Here is a 17,021-nt window from a genome sequence, read left to right on the forward strand (position 1 = left end):
GCATGAAAGTAGGAGTCATCATGGGCGGCGTTTCATCGGAAAGGGAAGTTTCGCTCGCCACCGGTAAAGAAATGCTGGAGCATCTTGATCAAAACAAATATGAAGCCGTTCCGATCGACATCAAGACCAAGCAGGATCTGCTTGAGAAGGCCCAGGGAATCGACATCGCGCTCCTTGCACTGCATGGCAGCTTCGGCGAAGACGGAACGATACAGGGCACCCTTGAAACGATGGGAATACCCTATACGGGCTGCTCGCTTCTCTCGTCAGCGATCTGCATGGATAAGGACTTGAGCAAACGCCTGCTTCGCTATGGAGGACTCGAAACACCGGACTGGACCGTTTTGCGTACGTTGGATGACGTGAATGACGGGCGTTTGGCTGCCTTGGACTATCCCCTGGTGATTAAGCCGAACGCAGGCGGCTCCAGTATCGGAGTGACGCTTGTGCGGAATGAGGAGAGCCTGCTGACGGCGCTGCGGACCGCCTTTTCTTACGGCGAAGAAGTGCTGGTTGAAGCTTATATTCAGGGCGAAGAGATCACCTGCGGTATTTTGAACGGTAAAACTCTTCCGATTGTGTCGATCAAACCTAACTCCGAATTTTTTGATTATGCGTCCAAGTATGAGCCGGGACAATGTGACGAGCAGGTCGCGACATTCGGAGAAGAACTCGATAAGCGCATCAGACAGGCGGCGGAAGCAAGTTATGCGGCCATGAAATGCAGCGTTTATGCCCGCATCGACATGATGCTGAAGAACGGCGTTCCCTATATCCTCGAGGTGAATACGCTGCCGGGCATGACAAAGACCAGCCTGCTGCCGCGCAGCGCCTTGGCTGCCGGGATCTCCTTCCCCGGATTGCTGGATGCCATTATTGAAGGCTCCCTGAACGAAAGAAAACCGTCCCCCTCAATGCCTGCCGCGAACGTTCCTCGATTTGCGTGACCTGGGAATGGCGCCAGGCGGCTGCTTGCGGATCCAGCGGATAAAAGCTTTCATGGCCGCATCCTGCTGAAGAGCGGCGACGGTAGTGAGACCGAGGTCGACGATCTGCTTGTTCGTATATAAATGATGAATCTGTTTATGGCAGGGAATGCACAACTGCGCCGTAGGCAGCTGCGCACCGCCCCTTTCCTTCGGGGTCAGATGGTGGACCGTCGTAACCACGCCTTCCCTTCCGCAGCACTCGCATTTACCATTGTCCTTCATTCAACGGATCACCGCTCCTTTCCTTATAAAATAACCCAAAACGCGCTACCTTAGCATCCCGTAAAAAAAGAGGACCTCTTTTAGTAAAAGAAGTCCTCCGTTAGCTTATACACTACAGAATCACATTAGTCCTTGTAACCCAGCTCTTTGGCAATCAAATCCGCAAGAGCTTTGCCCCCTTGAGGTTTCAAGTGAACCCCGTCCGGCTCGAAATACGATTTGCCTTTGCTAGCCGCATGCCAGTCGAGAAGCTTCGTATTCGGATAGGAAGCGGCGGCTTTTTTGAGCGCAGCATTCACGGAGCCTTCCCAGCTCCGCGGCACGCGGGCATTCACCAGCACGATGGTGCGCACGTCCTGAAGCGAACGAAGAAGCGAGCCCAGCTGCTTGCTGCTGAAAGGACCGTTCGTGCCCAGCTCGATGACGACCAGATCCCCCAGCTTCCCTTCCGAGCGCAGGTCGCTGATCAGCATCTCCGCATCAGCCATCTGCCTGCCGATTTTGCCGTCGATGACAGCCCCCGGAATCAGCTTGCTCAAATGGGACTGGGCATCCAGCAGGATTGAATCGCCGATGGCCGTGACGGGAATGGATGCTTTCCCATCCTTGGCGGCAGGTACGGATGCACCGCTTGGCTGTGATGGTGTAGAATCATGCCCGCTGCCGCCCGCTTTAACCGGGGTCTCCGATGTCACGGGGGTGCTTGCCTTCTGCGAATCCGAACGGCCGGCTTCAACCGAATGGGGCTGCTCGGCTGCTGCGCCTTCCCCGGGACTTACCTCCGAAGCGGCTGCAGTCGCATGTTCGCCTTGGGTTTGATCGGAGCTTCCGTCCTGCAGGTTTGTATCGGATGAAGGTGCCTGCACGGCGCTGACCGGGGCTGCCTCCTGCGGAATCATAGACGCATTCACCTGCGTATGAAGCGCGAATCCCGTGCAGGATATTACGATGAGCAGCAGTACCGAGGCCGATGTTATCCACCCTTTGAGCGGTACGAGTGTCAGGCTTGCCTGCCCCTTTCGGATTCTGTTCCAAGCCCTGCCGATCAAGCCGCCGCGTATCGGTTCCTCTATATATTTGTAGGAGATCGAGGCCAGGAAGACGCATGCTGCGGATTGCAGAAGCGCACGCCATATTTCGGGTTCCGTATTTGTCTTAGACGTAAGTATGATGACGGGGTAATGCCATATGTAAATGCTGTATGTCCTGACGCCAAGCCATCGCAGCGGCTTCATGCCGAGCAGCTTACCAACAAGGCTCGCAGGATGGGAGGCAGATGCGATAATAAGCGCAGCCAGCATCGAAAGAATCCACAATCCTGCAGGGTACAGGAAGGCGGCATATTCATTCGTTGTCCATACCATGATGAACACGGCTGCAAGAGCCGCGAGACCGAGGCCATCCAGCACCAAGCGGGATTTAAGCGGAATTGTTGCAGACAGCTTGCGGCTCGGCCACACGATGCTGAGCGCGGCTCCGATCAGAAGCGAAAAAGCTCGCGTATCGGTTCCGTAGTATACCCGGCTCGGATCGTTTCCCGGATCGTAGAGGAACAGCATCAGCAGCGCAGATATCGCGGCAGCCGCCAGAATGGCGAGGAATAACGGTCCGCGGCGTTTCAGCAGCTTCATGCCGAGCAGCAGCAGGAGCGGCCAGACCAGGTAGAACTGTTCCTCTACCGCCAGGGACCACATATGCCCGAGCGGGGAGATCGGACCAAACTTTTCGAAATAAGATACTTGATGAAAAATAAGATACCAATTGTTTGCATAGAGCAGCGATGAAACGGCATCTCCGCGCAGGACGGACATCTGCGAGGGTTTAAACAGCGTTACCCAAGCGCAGACCGCCGCCAGCATGACGAACATGGCCGGAAGCAGCCTTCTGCAGCGCCTCAGCCAAAATACCTTCAGATGAATGGTCTGGCTGCGGCTCCATTCCGAGGTTAACAAATCTGTAATCAGGTAACCGGATAAGACGAAAAAGATACTGACGCCGAGCAATCCCCCAGGCGCCCAATCGACGTTCAAATGATATAAAACGACAAAAAACACTGCTAATGTTCGGAGTCCGTCCAATCCGGGCATATAACGTTTATCCGATTTATTCTGATTATACATATGGACAAACCCCGTTTTGTGAGCGGAAAACGCCACGTGTATAAGCTGATATGTATGCAATGCGGTTCCTTCTTCTGATGTTCATGTCTTGATGCCCTCCGTATGTTATGGTGAAAGTCCTTATTCACAGGTACTAACTTTATCATATGGATATGGGGTTTAAGTTACAAAATGATTGCTTTCACTTCACATTTTATTCATTATGAAAGTGTTACCAATTATTCCTTGTACGGGGGGCGATCACAATGGAAATCAGGAATTTTACGGATTTTACGGCCGGAGAACTTACTCAGCTGTGGAATGAAGGTTTTAAAGGATATGCGTCTGACATGACGATGGATGTGGACATGTTTATGAAAAGAATTCCGGAGAACCACCTTTCTCTGGAATCATCTATAGCCCTTTGCGATGAAGGCAGGCCGATCGGTTTCGTCATGAATGGCTTCCGGAACGTAGACGGACGCCTGACAGCCTGGAACGGGGGAACGGGCATCATTCCCGAATACAGAGGCAGAGGCTGCGGCAGTCAGCTGATCGGCGCAGCTTTGGATTTATACCGGGAAAAGGGTGCAGGTGTAGCCCTTCTTGAGGCGATAAGCACGAATGAGCCTGCCATCAAGCTGTACTCCAAGATGGGGTATCAGCTCATCGATCAATTAAGATATTACGAACTGAAGGAGGGGCTGAGTCCAGGCGTTTTTGCAGTTGAAGCTGAGCAGCCATACCGGTTTTACACGGGACTGCCTCAAGACATTCAGCATTTTGCCCTCCCGGTAGGTGAAATGCCTTGGCAGACGCATTGGCAGAACATTATGAACGGGCAATCGGTCATTGCATTAAATGACCACGGACAGGTAGCCGGTTATGCATTGTTCAAGAGGACCTTCGATGCGCAGGGGGAGCATAGCGCGACGAATCTGTATCAATGCCGTACGGTTGATGTTTCTGACGAGGAAGCACCAGGGCTGCTGAAAGCGCTGCTGTCTCAAGTCTATGCGCCTTTGGATAAAAAAGTAGTACGGCGCACGGTGAATTTACCGTTATCCCAACAGCCACTCGTACGTATTCTGGAAGAGGCCGGCTTTAGGCCGTGGATTGACCAGGTCCATATGAAATGGTCGCTGAAGGAGACACCATAAACAGTCGGTTAAAGCAGCATGATGTCGAAGAAGAAAGTCGAAATATGTAAAATTTGCAAGAACACAAGCCATGGATGTATCATTGTCCATGGCTTTCTTATTTTTACACGATGACGGAAGATTAATCGAAGAAAGAAGGTGCCCGAGCTGGAACTGTATTTTAGAGATAACTTCTTCAACGCCGGCTATACGGAAATCGTGGATGCGGATCAGAAACCTGCCGGAAGTCTTGACCTTAAAAGTGCCTTTGGCTCATCGCTTGATGTGAATGGTGCTCATGGAGAACGGGTGTGCAGCGGCAAATTCCGGTTATTCTCGAATAAATGGGAGATTTCAGATAACGATGACCGGATTCTAGGTGTGTTGAGACATCGTCTGAGCTTTTTGTCCAAAAAATTCGAATACGAAACGGACAGCAGGGGAGCATATGAGATTTTCTCTCCCGCATTCTCCAAGGAATATACCATCACGGATGAATCCGGAAGGGCGGTGGCCCATTTTGCCAAAATCAACGGGTGGTTCGAATCGGGGGCATTTTGCCTTCGCAATGAATCTGAAAGCCTGGATAGCTACGAACTGATCGCCGTCATTATGGGCGTTCATGAAACGAATAAGAGGGAATCGAATGCCCACCACGCCAACATGCCATAACCTGCGGTAAGTATGCAGAAGTTAGCGGCAAAGGGAGTACGGACTTCAGACGCTTGTTTTGAAGTCCGCTGCCTGTTATGATTATGTCCGTATTGTAATCGGTTACAAAAGGAATCAAACCATAATAGGGGGAAGTCACATGGCGAACACAAGTATCATTTTGCGCGTTGAACTCAATCATGAAAAAGCCACCTTCGGAGATGTGGCAGCCGCGATCAGCAAATCGGGCGGCGACATCACGTCCATCGACGTCATCCGTCCGGGCAAGGACTTTTCTGTTCGTGACATCACCGTAGAAGTGGTGGATACGGAGGAGAGCAAGGTGGTCGAATCGCTCAAGCAGCGTGAAGGCATCAAGCTGATCAACGTGTCGGACCGTACGTTCCTTGTTCATCTGGGCGGAAAAATCAAGATTCAACCGACATTGCCGATTAAAAACCGGGATGACTTGTCCCGCGTATATACGCCTGGGGTTGCCAAGGTCTGCACCGCTATTCATGAGAATCCGGAAAAGGCCTATTCGCTTACCATTAAACGGAATACCGTTGCCGTGGTCAGCGATGGTACGGCGGTGCTCGGGCTGGGGGATATCGGCCCTTATGCGGCCGCTCCTGTTATGGAAGGCAAAGCCATGCTGTTCAAGCAGCTAGCCGGTGTGGATGCGTTTCCGATCTGCCTGGATACGCATGATACGGAGGAGCTGATCCGGACGATCAAGGCCATGAGCCCCATATTCGGGGGCATTAACCTGGAGGACATCAGCTCACCGCGCTGCTTCGAGATCGAAAGAAGGCTGACGGAAGAGCTTGAGATTCCGGTCTTCCATGATGATCAGCACGGCACGGCCGTCGTTGTCATTGCAGGCCTGCTGAATGCCTTGAAGGTCGTGAACAAACGCATCGAGAACATCCGCGTGGTTGTCAACGGGATTGGCGCCGCGGGTGTCTCCATTTGCAAAATGCTGCTCAGCGCAGGCGTGACCAAGCTTGTCCCAGTTGACCGGGATGGAGCGATTGTGAGAGGCGGAAGCTATTCGCACCCGATGTGGCAATGGCTTGCCGACCAGCCTCAGGTTGAGGCGAATGAAGGCTCGCTTAAGGAAGTGATCAAGGGCGCGGACGTATTCATCGGCGTATCCCGCGGCAACCTGCTGAATGGTGAGGATATCCGCGGCATGGGACCGGATCCGATCGTATTCGCGATGGCGAATCCTGTTCCCGAGGTATCGCCTGAAGAGGCGCTTCCCCATGCCAGAGTATACGCGACGGGCCGCAGCGATTATCCGAACCAGATTAACAATGTGCTGGTGTTCCCCGGGCTGTTCCGGGGTGCGCTGGACTGCAGGGCGCGCTGTATCAACGAACCGATGAAGCTCGCAGCCGCGCGTGCGATCGCGTCGGTCGTTACCGGTGGCGAGTTGAACGAGCTGTATATTATTCCGAGCATATTTAATGAGCAGGTCGTGATCGAAGTGCGTAAAGCCGTGGTACAGGCTGCTATTTTGACCGGTGTGGCCCGAAGAATACCTAAGGATTTCCGTTAATCCGGTGTATCTATGTCGGACATAAAGAATCCCCCTCTCTCATTAAGGATGAGAAAAGGGGGATTTTTTAGTGCCGATTAAGGAAGCAGGAGCGCCTTCGGATCGATCGGAGGTACCAGGCCTTCTTCGGCTGCTCGTGTAAGCAGGGAGGAGATCGCTGCGTAGCCATCCTCCCCCAAACTGGCGGTGAAGTCGTTCACGTATAATTGAATGTGGGCATCCGCTACTTCCGGGTCCATCTCCTGCGCATGCGCAAGCACGTACTCCCGGGACTCTTCCGGATGAGCCCATGCATACTCGACGGAGGCTCGGGCCCATTGCGAGATAGCCTTCAGATCAAGCGTCCGTTTGGCAATGATGGCGCCGAGCGGGATCGGAAGTCCGGTATCTTGTTCCCACCAGTTTCCTAGATCGGTCATTAACGTGAGGCCGTAATCGGGATATGTAAACCTGGCTTCATGAATGACCAGGCCTGCATCGATCTGGCCGTCCCGAACGGCTGGCATGATTTGATCGAATGGCATGACCACGATCTCACCTACGCCGCCCGGAACATTCTGGGCCGCCCATAACCGGAACAGCAGGTAAGCTGTTGAGCGTTCGCTTGGAACGGCAACGCGGCGTCCGGCCAAAGCGGCAGGGTCTGCATTGGCTTGCCCGCCGCCCGAAGTCAGAACGAGCGGACCGCACCCTCTTCCGAGAGCGCCTCCGCAAGGGAGGAGGGCATACCGGTCGAGAACCCAAGGCAGCGCAGCATATGAAATCTTGAGGACGTCATAATCGCTGTCCTCCTGGGCTGCCAAATGGTTCGTGATGTCGATATCGGCATAAGTCACATCGAGTTCCGGGGCACCGGGAATCCGTCCGTGCGTCCAGGCATGAAATACGAACGTGTCATTGGGACACGGGGAGAACGCTATCTTCATTCTGTCAATAACCTCCTTAGATGCGCGCCTGCGATTTCAAGCGCTTCAAAAGCCTCTTTCATGCGCCAGGCCGACCGATCCCTCGGACCGACGGCATTCGATATGGCGCGTACCTCAAGCACAGGCAAATTCCATAGGCCGGCTGCTGTAGCCACGCCGAATCCTTCCATGCCTTCCGCTGCCGCCTCGCTGATTCGGGCAGTCAGTGCGGCCGTTCTTTCTGCCGATCCCGTTCCTGTTGTCACGGTCAGTATCGGTCCGCTGTGGACGGAAATGCCGGCCGACCTCATCTGATCGGTTAAAGCCTGCACGAGAACGGGCTCGGGAATCGCCACGGAGCTCCCGAATCCAAGCTCGTCCACGCTGAGGAAACCATCAGGCGTTTCTGCGCCTAAATCCGCCGCGATGATCCGGTCGGCGACGACGATGGTGCCGATATCCGCTTTGCCGGGAAATCCGCCCGCGATGCCGGCGCTGATGACAAGACCGTATTGGGAGCAAGGGAGCGCGGCTGCTGTTCGCGCTGCGGCCGAAGCCGGCCCGAAACCCGCAAGCTTTACGTCAAAGATTGCGGAATCGCCGATGCCGCGGAGCACGGCCTGACGCTCTGCTTCGACGGCGGTCATGATGAGGATCCGTCCGGAATGCAGAGCCGCCCGACTCTGCTCTGAGACCTTTTCCAGGCTATTCATATTTGGTTTCAAGCTGGAACCTCCTTTCCTGTCATGCGGTAATAAGTATCTATGTCTCAATGCCAGTCAACATAAGACCACAAATATTACCTTAGCGCGATCCGGACGTCATGTAAAGCGGATCAGCCATTCCAGACACGAAGGTGGGACAGGCGTTTGACACCCCATGACTGGAGGTGAATAATGAAATGGTACATGTATCAACGTCATATCCAACTCATTCATGTCTCAAAGGAGGAAACCGCATGCTAACGGAACAGCAGATCAAATCAGCGATGCAATCGTATATGGACTGCTTTAACCAGGATGATTTGGAGGGGGTGCTTTCTCTCTTTGCGGAGGAAGCTTCCATCGAGGATCCCGTCGGGACGGCACCGATCCGAGGGAAGGCTGCCATTGCGGAATTTTACGGAAGAGTGGTCAACGGAAAAACCCGAATCCGCAGGGACGAGCCCATTCGGGGCTCGCACGGGAATTCGGGCGCGATGGCCATTCGTATCGAGAGTCAAACCGCGGATGCGATTATGCTCTTTCATGTCATTGAAGTCATGACTTTTGACGAAGAAGGGCACATCACCAGCATGAAAGCATACTGGGGACAAAGCGACATGGATCAAAAATAACCGGATTATGTTACATTTTATACGTGTTGGAATGGTCGATCTTTACCGTAACCTTGACATTCCCGATATCGATTGCCGGAAGCAGCGGACCTTCGCTGCTTTTTTGTTTCCACAACTTGTAATGGTGACGGTACAGCCATTCTTCAAAGCCATAGAGATCGGCCCCTTTTTGCTTGGCGTTTGCGAAATTTTCTATAATATCCCTCTGCAGAATCTGCTCTGCTTTGTTCTTCATTTGATGTTCGTCCATTCCTTTTTTCCACGCGGACTCTATTATACTGGCATGGACTGTGACTTTGACATCGACAGCGACCTTGCGGTTTCGGGTATTTAACCGAAAGTCAGAATGAGTATGCTGCATGATAAGCGTCGAAGGGGAGCCTCGGGTTGCATCCAAGTTGAGCGGATAACGTCTCATATGCCTGAAACTGATTATTCTGGCTCCGCTGAGCTCTTCTTCGCTGATCCAGCCTTTTTTCACTCCCCGTTGTATAACGAACGCACCTTTCAGTTCCAGCATCGGATCTTCCTTTTTGTTGGTTTTCCAATGCTTTGTCGTTAAGGATATGTCGGGTAACAGCATGGCTGCGGCAGGCTCGCGGATCCCGTCCATCAGCTTATGCAGACGGATGGGCTCGACGGCGGAGTGCTGCTTGTATACTTCCCGGGGTTCGAATATTTCCAGCATCAGGGGAGATTGGTTAAACGTCGTTTCTGTATTTAAAATTTCTTCGACAGGTTTGCGGGTTCCGAAAACCCAAGGGGTGTAACGAAGATCCCTTGATCTGAGCAATTCTTCGAAAATATCGGTTAAGTTCCCCAAGGCGGATTCGGTCAATACGATGGCTTTGACGTGGGTCCATAACGTTTGGTGCTGCGAGGATGCATATAAGTCATTAAAAGCCATCGACACGGTTGCTCCCTCGCCCCTGCCTACCCATGATGGGGAGGGGGTGGGACTGCTGCCTCCGCCGCTATCGCTGTTTGCAACCGCGCTGAAATCAGTCAGCTTTCCATATATCACGTAGTGGTCTTTCACATAATCGATCCCGACGGCCGTAATGATATTCATATCCTGTACAGCCTTCTGATCCCAGCAGCCGGTAAGTACGATCGAACAAAGCAGCAGCATGACCATGGCTCTCAAAGCACGATCACCGTCCTTTCCGGGTAGGATCCTGTGTGCGCAGTACTTTTGGACGTCGGAACATGTCCCTTACCGGCTTGCGCATCAAGCCCTCCCATACGTCGCGGCTGACGTATGGCGAAATCGGGGCGAGATAGGGAACGCCGTAGCATTCCAGCGTGGCGAGATGCAGAACGAGCGAGAACAAGGCAATGAAGAAGCCGAACATGCCAAGCAAAGAAGAGAGTGTTAATACATATAGCCGCACGATCGAGGTCGTCCCCGCCAACACCTGATTGACCAGCGTGAAGGTGGCGATAATGGTGACCGCAACCATGACTACCATGGTGGGGGAAGTGATGCCGGCACGTATGGCTGAATCCCCGACGATCAGGCCGCCGACCACAGTGATGGTTTGTCCGACGGACTTCGGAAGCCGGATGCCTGCTTCATGGAAAACTTCAAACAGAAACAGCATCATGAAGGCTTCAAGCGGTATGGATAATGGCAGCCCTGTTCTGGAATTCATAATGGTGGCAAGCAGCGGCGTCGGAAGCTGTTCAATATTGTAGCTGGTGAGGGCAATATAGAACCCGGGCAGAAAGATTGCAATCAGAAGTCCTGCCAGACGCATCGTCCGCTGGATGGTGACAATGTGAAAGGGCATGTTGGTATCTTCCGGCGACTTGATCAGGGATGTCAGGGTAATGGGAGCAATGATCGCCATGGGTGAACCGTCGAACAGCACCGCAAATCTGCCGCTCAGGATGCTGTCTGCCACATAATCCGGCCGTCCGACGTAATCGGTAAGCGGAAAGATGCTCCTCAGGCTTCCTTGGACTAGGTCTTCGATTTGCGACGTGCCGATAATGGCATCTCCATCGAAGTTCTCCAGGCGGCTGCGTATATCCGTAATGATATCCTCATTAATAATATCTTTGATGTAAAGAAGGGATACCTTCGTTTGGCCGCGCTCGGATAGCACGAAATGTTCTACGCTGAAGGACTGCGTTTTAAGGCGTTTGCGAACCAAAGCCACGTTGGTGGAAAGCGACTCGGTAAAACCGTCGTGAGGACCTTTAATGGAGGCTTCGGTGGAAGATTCCTCAGGTGAACGATTAGGCTGGTTGCTGACATCCATCGTGAAAAAGGCATGAAGCTCCTGAAAAAATACGACGAGCATGCCTCCGAAAACCTGGATGTCCAGTTCCTTCAGGAGCTGGTCGGTTTGGATTCGGCTGAGAGGGATATATTGGCAATCCTCAATGTCTTCCACCGCCGAAAAGCCAGTCTTTCCATACATTTTTTCAAGTCGGGGCAGCACGAACTGATTGATTTGCTCGGCATTCGTCATGCCATCGCAATAAATCAGCAGGATAGTCTGCTTATTTTCCTGCGTGCCTACATAAAACGGATGCAGGATCACATCCTGACACTTGGCATAGTATTGTTCAAGGAATGCTTTATCGATGGATTGATTGTTGTTAGCGAACGGATAAGGAGGGTTAACCGGATCCATGGTCCTGATGCGCCTTCTTTCTGGATGAGATATGAGCCAAGATGAACAAGATGCAAGTCAATAGACCCAACAAAACAAAAGATGCCGGGAAATAATAGTTTTTCAAAAACCTCAGGAAATGGATATCGTCCGGACCATAATGGTTCAGGCAATAGAGTACGATAACCAGTGACAAATAAGTTAAAATCCGGGTTCTCTTCTTGTTAATATCCCAAATATCCACCATTAAATACAGCGCAAGGGAAATACGGATAAACGCTCCGGACAGCCATTGGTAGATCGAGAAGAAATCCGTTTGTGAAATGTATTTGCCCAAGGTCGCGATTCTCCACTCTTCGTAAGCCGGATACCTCTGCCTTTCCGCCTCGAACGGGTCGAATATGGTTATAGCGCCAATCAGCGGTCCCAGGGTCAGGCCGACCAGCACCAGTGCAAGGATCAGAAGCTGCCAGCTCTTGGCGGGCTTACTCAGCTTGGGCTGTAGAAAAAGGTAAACGAATATTTCAAAGGATCCGGAGCAGGCATAAATGATTCCTGTGCCGACCGGTTTCCAGCCGTTTTCGAGAACGGGCAGCAGCTGGGAATAGTCCTTGTACTGCACGTTGACGATCATAATGAAAATGCCAAGCACAACGACAATCGGCAGCAGAATTCCCGAAGCCGTAGCAATCGCCTTAAAGCCTTTGACGACGGCATAAAAGCATAATGCTAGCAAAATGAGTGAAGTGACAAGGACGGGCGTTGCGGACAAAAAAGTGATTTTTGCCCAATTGGTCGTATCGAAAAGCGTGTAGTAACATATGGTAAACATAAATAGAGATATCAGCATTTTGAACACGAGTGCGACAGCTTTTCCAAAATGACGTTCTAACCAGACTTCAATTTTTTGGTCCTTCATTTGTCTGGCGATTGTATATATCATGCCTGTAAGCACAAGCAGGGGTACGACAGAAATAATGACAGAGATCCAGGCGTCCCGCCGCGTTGCCTGCAGCAGGAGAGGTATGATGAACACGTGGTTCATAATACCAATGGATAACAGAATGACCATGATTCCTTGAGAAAGCAGGGGTTTGCGCGAATTCATTGTTGTCACCTCGGAAATAATTTACATTTATAAGGAACATTATTGACGCACCGATGCCAATGGATACACGGGAGGTCATGAAATACATCCGGTGGAGCGAAAAAAGTCCTTTCCAAACTCTGCAAGCGATGATGAAATGACACATAGCGTTATGCCCGGCGATATATTAGAATAGATAGGTCTACACTAAAAAAGGTACTCATGCAGGATTGTAATCCTTAATTATGAAGTTGAAAGCGAGAAGGAACTCTAATGTTGAATAACCGGATGACTTTTGAAAATTTATGTGTGCGAAACGAATCGCTTGCAAGCCATTCTTCCTATCAAATCGGAGGAAAGGCGAATTTCTTTGCAATGCCGGAAACGGTTGAAGAGCTATTAACGCTGCTGCAGGGGTGCAGAACGCATGGCCTTGACTATTTTATTTGCGGCATGGGCTCCAATTTGCTCTTTCCGGATAACCCTCGGGAGGACACCCTCTATATTTCGTTGAAAAAATTCGTGTATTGGGACATTCAGCCGTCCCGTTGGTTTATATCATCGGGGACACCAATGTCTATGCTGGCCGTAAGCGGCCTTATGTTCGACATCCCCGGATACGAGTTTACGTACTTGCTTCCTGGCGGACTTGGAGCAGGGATCTATATGAATGCCAAGTACAATCACCACCAAATCAGCGACATTATCAAAACCGTTTATTACGTGGACCTGTCCGATCCGTCTTTGTCGATGCAGTCCATTGATGTATCCGAATGCAAATACGGTTACAAGCAGTCCATTTTCCAGATGAACCCCTGGTTAGTTGTTGGCGCGGATATGCTCGCAGTCCCTGGTGCGGAGCAGATCGCCGCTGGCCATGAGCTGCTTGCCCGCTGGAAAGGGAAGGAAGGCATGTCGACGCTCCAATCGTTCTATTCCTACATGGCTGAAGAAGCGTCGGCGTTAACGAAGAAAGGTCATGCGATACCGTCCGAAATGAGCGACATTGCCGTTTACCGTAACGGCAAGCGCCATTTTGAGTATCCTTCCTGCGGATCGGTGTTTAAAAACAACTATGACTACGGCGTGCCGGTCGGTGCGCTGGTGGATCGTCTGGATATGAAAGGCTTGGAGCATGGCGGGGCCATGATCTCCCCTTATCACGGAAATATGATCATCAACCACAACCACGCGACCGCAGAGGATATCAAGTATTTGATGAACACGATTATCGAAGGCGTCAATAAGGCATTCGGATTTGAACCGGAGCCGGAAGTTGTACTAGTGAAGTAGGTGCCGTATCTACAAAGTGGCAGCAACAGAAGAAACCTTTCCTTCCGGAAAGGTTTCTTCTGTTTTATTGAGGTGTAATAAACCAATAAGATTCTAAAAGAAAGTATTGCAAGAGAGAAGCTAGGAATATATAATAAAAAAGTAAGTAAATAAATTATTGGAGGTAACTATACATATGTCGAATGAATTTTTCTCTGTACTTAAAGGTAGACGCTCCATATATGCAATCAGCAAGGAAGTATCGGTATCTGACGAGAAGATCCAGGAAATCGTGAATGAAGCTGTCAAATATACACCATCGGCTTTCAACTCCCAAAGCGCCCGCGTTGTCGTTCTGCTCGGCGAACAGCATGACAAACTGTGGAACCTGACCGAAGAAACATTAAGAGCTGTCGTACCGGCTGAAAATTTCCAATCGACGGCTGATAAAATGGGGGCATTCCGCAGCGGCTACGGTACGGTGCTGTTCTTTGAAGACAACGCGGTGATCGAAGGTCTTCAGTCCCAGTTCGAACTGTATAAAGATAACTTCCCGATCTGGTCCCAGCAATCTTCAGGCATGCTCCAGCTGGTGATCTGGGCGGCGCTGGAGGCTGAAGGGCTTGGCGCAAGCCTGCAGCATTACAACCCGTTGATCGACCAAAGGGTAGCAAGCGAGTGGAACCTCCCTGCGAGCTGGAGATTGATTGCGCAAATGCCGTTTGGTAAAGTGGTAGCACCTGCAGGTGAAAAGCAGTTCCAGCCGCTTGAAGAGCGGATCAAAGTATTTAAATAAGATTTCATGGCCGGTGTGCCGGCGCATAGAAGAAAAGGACGGTATCCCAAGCCCTTGAGGCTTCACGGGAACCGTCCTTTTTGCTTGCATTTCCGTCAGGTAGAAGACTTGCCGCGTGCGGCGCTAAGAGACCGGATCTGTTCCTCCAGGATGCCGCTTGCCTTGCCCATAAAGTGGGTGATCACCTTCAGCTCCTCCTCGGAGTATGAGGAAATAAGTTCAACCATGGTATCATGCAGGGGGCGATAGATCCCTGTAACCTCTTCTTTATATTCATACTCCGGCACGATGATCACTCTCCGCCGGTCGCTCGGATCATTCTGTCTTCGCACATAACCTGCCTTTTCCAGCCGGTCGATCAGTGCGGTGATGCTGCCCGTTGCCATCCCGGTTATTTTGGACAGCTCGCCGGCGGTGATCGGGCCGGTTTCGCGCAGAATGTCAACTGATTTTAAATCATTGTTGTATAAGCCGAGTGAGGCAGCCACGTTTTGTTGGTATAAAACCGTGCGAGTTCCGAGTCCACGCATCAGGGAAATCAGCGGCTCCAGTTGATCCTTTGCTTGTACTGGCTGATGGCTTGACAAATGGCTTACCTCCTTTTAAAATCTCAATATCTCGATTATCGAGATATTTGATGAACGAGGGGAATGAACATGTTCATTCTATCGAAATCATGAATCAATTGTAAAGGGGTTAACGGATGGAAGCTTCGAAAAGCAACATAAAGCTCGTTGTGGCAGGCTTATTGCTTGCTATATTCATGTCAGCCATAGACAATACGATCGTCGCAACGGCGATGGGTACGATCGTTTCCAAACTTGGGGGCATGGACAAGTTCGTCTGGGTGACATCGGCCTACATGGTTACGACCATGGCAGGCATGCCGATCTTCGGCAAACTGTCCGACATGTACGGCAGAAAAAGATTTTTCATATTCGGGTTGACGGTCTTTCTGATCGGTTCGGCGCTGTGCGGACTCGCGCAGTCGATCGAACAGCTCAGCGTGTACCGGGCGATTCAGGGGATTGGCGGCGGAGCGCTGATGCCGATCGCGTTCACCATCATTTTTGACATTTTTCCGCCGGAGAAGAGAGGGAAAATGACGGGTCTGCTGGGGGCTGTATTCGGAGCGGCCAGCGTCGTCGGACCGCTGCTCGGAGCCTATATCACCGATTATTTCGGCTGGGAATGGATATTCTACATCAACGTTCCGCTCGGCATCGTATCATTTGCGCTGATCATGAAGAATTACAAGGAATCCCCGTCGCACACGAAGCAAAAAATCGACTGGTGGGGGGCTTCCACGCTCGTCATCGCGGTTATCAGCCTCATGTTCGCGCTGGAGCTGGGCGGAAAGCAGTATGACTGGAGTTCGGCTCCGATTATTTCGCTCTTCACGAGTTTTGCGGTCTTTTTCGTTATCTTTTTCTTTGTGGAGCTGCGGGCCAAGGAACCGATTCTGCCATTCTTCCTGTTCAAACGGCGTTTATTCGCTTCCTCGCAAATATTGGCGTTTCTGTATGGCGGCACCTTCATTATTCTGACCGTCTACATACCGATTTTTGTTCAAGCGGTGTACGGCGGCTCGGCAACCAACGCGGGATTGATCCTGACACCGATGATGCTGGGCTCGGTTGCGGGCAGCTCCATCGGAGGGATCTTCTCGACGAAAACGAGCTACCGGAACCTGATGATTATTTCGGTCGTCTTTTACATTGCGGGAATGATCCTGCTGAGTACGCTTACGCCGGATTCGGCGCGGATTCTGCTCACATTGTATATGATTATCGTAGGCTTCGGCATGGGCTTCTCGTTCTCGCTGCTGCCGACGGCGTCGCAGCATAACCTGGAGCCGCGCTTCCGCGGAACGGCCAACTCGACCAACCAGTTCCTCCGTTCGCTCGGCATGACGATGGGCATCACCATCTTCGGCACGATCCAGAATAACGTGTTCACGAGCCAACTGGCTGAAGGCTTTAAAGGCATGGGTGGGGGTGCCGGCTCGGCGGTATCCGACTTCGGTGAACCGCGACAAATTTTTGAGCCCAGCGTCCGCTCGAAAATTCCTGAGGACATCCTCAGCAAAATCGTCGATGCGATGTCGAGTTCGATTACGCATGTGTTCCTGATTGCCGTGATCCCGATTGCGATTGCCGTCATTTTCGTATTCATGATGGGCAAATCGCGTGTGACGATTGCGAAGCAGCAGAACAGCCCAAACAGTCGTGAAGCTTAAGCTGAAGAGAAGCGCCCGGTATACGGGCGTTTTTTTTGTTGGAAACATTCGTTTTTGGCAGAAAAATGACAGATTCATTGACTCATAGTAAAATGGGA

At 51.5% G+C, this 17,021-nt stretch carries 16 protein-coding genes; 8 read left to right on the forward strand and 8 right to left on the reverse strand.

The features are described from left to right. Nucleotides 1-2: 2 nt before the first annotated feature. Nucleotides 3-947, forward strand: a complete 945-nt coding sequence (locus ACTHPM_RS03170) for a D-alanine--D-alanine ligase (RefSeq protein ID WP_440393726.1) — start codon at nucleotides 3-5, stop codon at nucleotides 945-947. Here ACTHPM_RS03170 and ACTHPM_RS03175 read toward each other — a convergent pair. Both ACTHPM_RS03175 and ACTHPM_RS03180 read right to left on the reverse strand, forming a co-directional pair. After that, the gene (locus tag ACTHPM_RS03175; RefSeq protein WP_440393727.1) at nucleotides 912-1,211 is read right to left on the reverse strand and encodes an HNH endonuclease; all 300 of its coding nucleotides are present in this window, start codon (nucleotides 1,209-1,211) and stop codon (nucleotides 912-914) included. The genes ACTHPM_RS03170 and ACTHPM_RS03175 overlap by 36 nt on opposite strands. Nucleotides 1,212-1,336: 125 nt before the next feature. After that, the gene (locus ACTHPM_RS03180; RefSeq protein ID WP_440393728.1) at nucleotides 1,337-3,331 is read right to left on the reverse strand and encodes an acyltransferase family protein; all 1,995 of its coding nucleotides are present in this window, start codon (nucleotides 3,329-3,331) and stop codon (nucleotides 1,337-1,339) included. Between the two features lie 245 nt (nucleotides 3,332-3,576). Here ACTHPM_RS03180 and ACTHPM_RS03185 point away from each other — a divergent pair, with 245 nt between their 5' ends. From ACTHPM_RS03185 to ACTHPM_RS03195, 3 genes are all read left to right on the forward strand, one after another. Further along, nucleotides 3,577-4,470: a GNAT family N-acetyltransferase gene (locus ACTHPM_RS03185; protein WP_440393729.1), complete on the forward strand. Its 894-nt coding sequence runs from the start codon at nucleotides 3,577-3,579 to the stop codon at nucleotides 4,468-4,470. A gap of 138 nt (nucleotides 4,471-4,608) precedes the next feature. After that, nucleotides 4,609-5,121, forward strand: a complete 513-nt coding sequence (locus ACTHPM_RS03190) for a hypothetical protein (RefSeq protein ID WP_440393730.1) — start codon at nucleotides 4,609-4,611, stop codon at nucleotides 5,119-5,121. Nucleotides 5,122-5,260: 139 nt separating this feature from the next. Continuing rightward, on the forward strand, nucleotides 5,261-6,664 hold the full coding sequence (locus ACTHPM_RS03195; protein WP_440393731.1) for an NAD-dependent malic enzyme: 1,404 nt from the start codon (nucleotides 5,261-5,263) through the stop codon (nucleotides 6,662-6,664). A 77-nt stretch (nucleotides 6,665-6,741) separates the two neighbouring features. On the opposite strand, the gene ACTHPM_RS03200 is transcribed toward ACTHPM_RS03195, so the two are convergent. Together ACTHPM_RS03200 and ACTHPM_RS03205 are read right to left on the reverse strand one after the other, a co-directional pair. Next, the gene (locus ACTHPM_RS03200; protein WP_440393732.1) at nucleotides 6,742-7,590 is read right to left on the reverse strand and encodes a 1,4-dihydroxy-6-naphthoate synthase; all 849 of its coding nucleotides are present in this window, start codon (nucleotides 7,588-7,590) and stop codon (nucleotides 6,742-6,744) included. Then, a complete protein-coding gene (locus tag ACTHPM_RS03205) occupies nucleotides 7,587-8,282 on the reverse strand; it encodes a futalosine hydrolase (protein WP_440395335.1) in 696 nt (231 codons plus the stop codon). Before ACTHPM_RS03205 ends, ACTHPM_RS03200 begins: the two co-directional genes overlap by 4 nt. Before the next feature lie 245 nt (nucleotides 8,283-8,527). On the opposite strand from ACTHPM_RS03205, the gene ACTHPM_RS03210 reads away from it, so the two are divergent. Beyond that, a complete protein-coding gene (locus ACTHPM_RS03210) occupies nucleotides 8,528-8,905 on the forward strand; it encodes a nuclear transport factor 2 family protein (protein ID WP_440393733.1) in 378 nt (125 codons plus the stop codon). 10 nt (nucleotides 8,906-8,915) lie between these two features. On the opposite strand, the gene ACTHPM_RS03215 is transcribed toward ACTHPM_RS03210, so the two are convergent. The 3 genes from ACTHPM_RS03215 to ACTHPM_RS03225 are packed head-to-tail and all read right to left on the reverse strand — an operon-like array spanning nucleotide 8,916 to nucleotide 12,637. Continuing rightward, entirely contained in the window at nucleotides 8,916-10,043 is a 1,128-nt protein-coding gene (locus ACTHPM_RS03215) for a Ger(x)C family spore germination protein (protein WP_440395336.1), read from the reverse strand. A gap of 16 nt (nucleotides 10,044-10,059) precedes the next feature. Continuing rightward, the gene (locus ACTHPM_RS03220; RefSeq protein ID WP_440393734.1) at nucleotides 10,060-11,550 is read right to left on the reverse strand and encodes a spore germination protein; all 1,491 of its coding nucleotides are present in this window, start codon (nucleotides 11,548-11,550) and stop codon (nucleotides 10,060-10,062) included. Further along, nucleotides 11,537-12,637 carry a GerAB/ArcD/ProY family transporter gene (locus tag ACTHPM_RS03225; protein ID WP_440393735.1) on the reverse strand — a complete coding sequence of 367 codons (1,101 nt, stop codon included), beginning with the start codon at nucleotides 12,635-12,637 and terminating at the stop codon, nucleotides 11,537-11,539. The genes ACTHPM_RS03220 and ACTHPM_RS03225 overlap by 14 nt, the downstream gene beginning before the upstream one ends. A gap of 354 nt (nucleotides 12,638-12,991) precedes the next feature. Here ACTHPM_RS03225 and ACTHPM_RS03230 point away from each other — a divergent pair, with 354 nt between their 5' ends. Together ACTHPM_RS03230 and ACTHPM_RS03235 are read left to right on the forward strand one after the other, a co-directional pair. Next, nucleotides 12,992-13,909 (forward strand): UDP-N-acetylmuramate dehydrogenase, encoded by a 918-nt coding sequence (locus ACTHPM_RS03230; RefSeq protein WP_440393736.1) that lies wholly within the window; start codon nucleotides 12,992-12,994, stop codon nucleotides 13,907-13,909. Nucleotides 13,910-14,084: 175 nt separating this feature from the next. Then, nucleotides 14,085-14,684 carry a nitroreductase family protein gene (locus ACTHPM_RS03235; RefSeq protein WP_440393737.1) on the forward strand — a complete coding sequence of 200 codons (600 nt, stop codon included), beginning with the start codon at nucleotides 14,085-14,087 and terminating at the stop codon, nucleotides 14,682-14,684. 95 nt (nucleotides 14,685-14,779) lie between these two features. On the opposite strand, the gene ACTHPM_RS03240 is transcribed toward ACTHPM_RS03235, so the two are convergent. Beyond that, nucleotides 14,780-15,214, reverse strand: coding sequence for a MarR family winged helix-turn-helix transcriptional regulator (locus ACTHPM_RS03240; RefSeq protein WP_440395337.1), 435 nt, complete (start codon nucleotides 15,212-15,214; stop codon nucleotides 14,780-14,782). Between the two features lie 173 nt (nucleotides 15,215-15,387). Between ACTHPM_RS03240 and ACTHPM_RS03245 the strand changes: the two genes are divergently transcribed. Beyond that, entirely contained in the window at nucleotides 15,388-16,923 is a 1,536-nt protein-coding gene (locus tag ACTHPM_RS03245) for an MDR family MFS transporter (protein WP_440393738.1), read from the forward strand. Nucleotides 16,924-17,021 lie beyond the last annotated feature (98 nt).

It is taken from the genome of Paenibacillus sp. SAFN-054, assembly GCF_051966755.1.
GTDB lineage: Bacteria > Bacillota > Bacilli > Paenibacillales > Paenibacillaceae > Paenibacillus_AQ.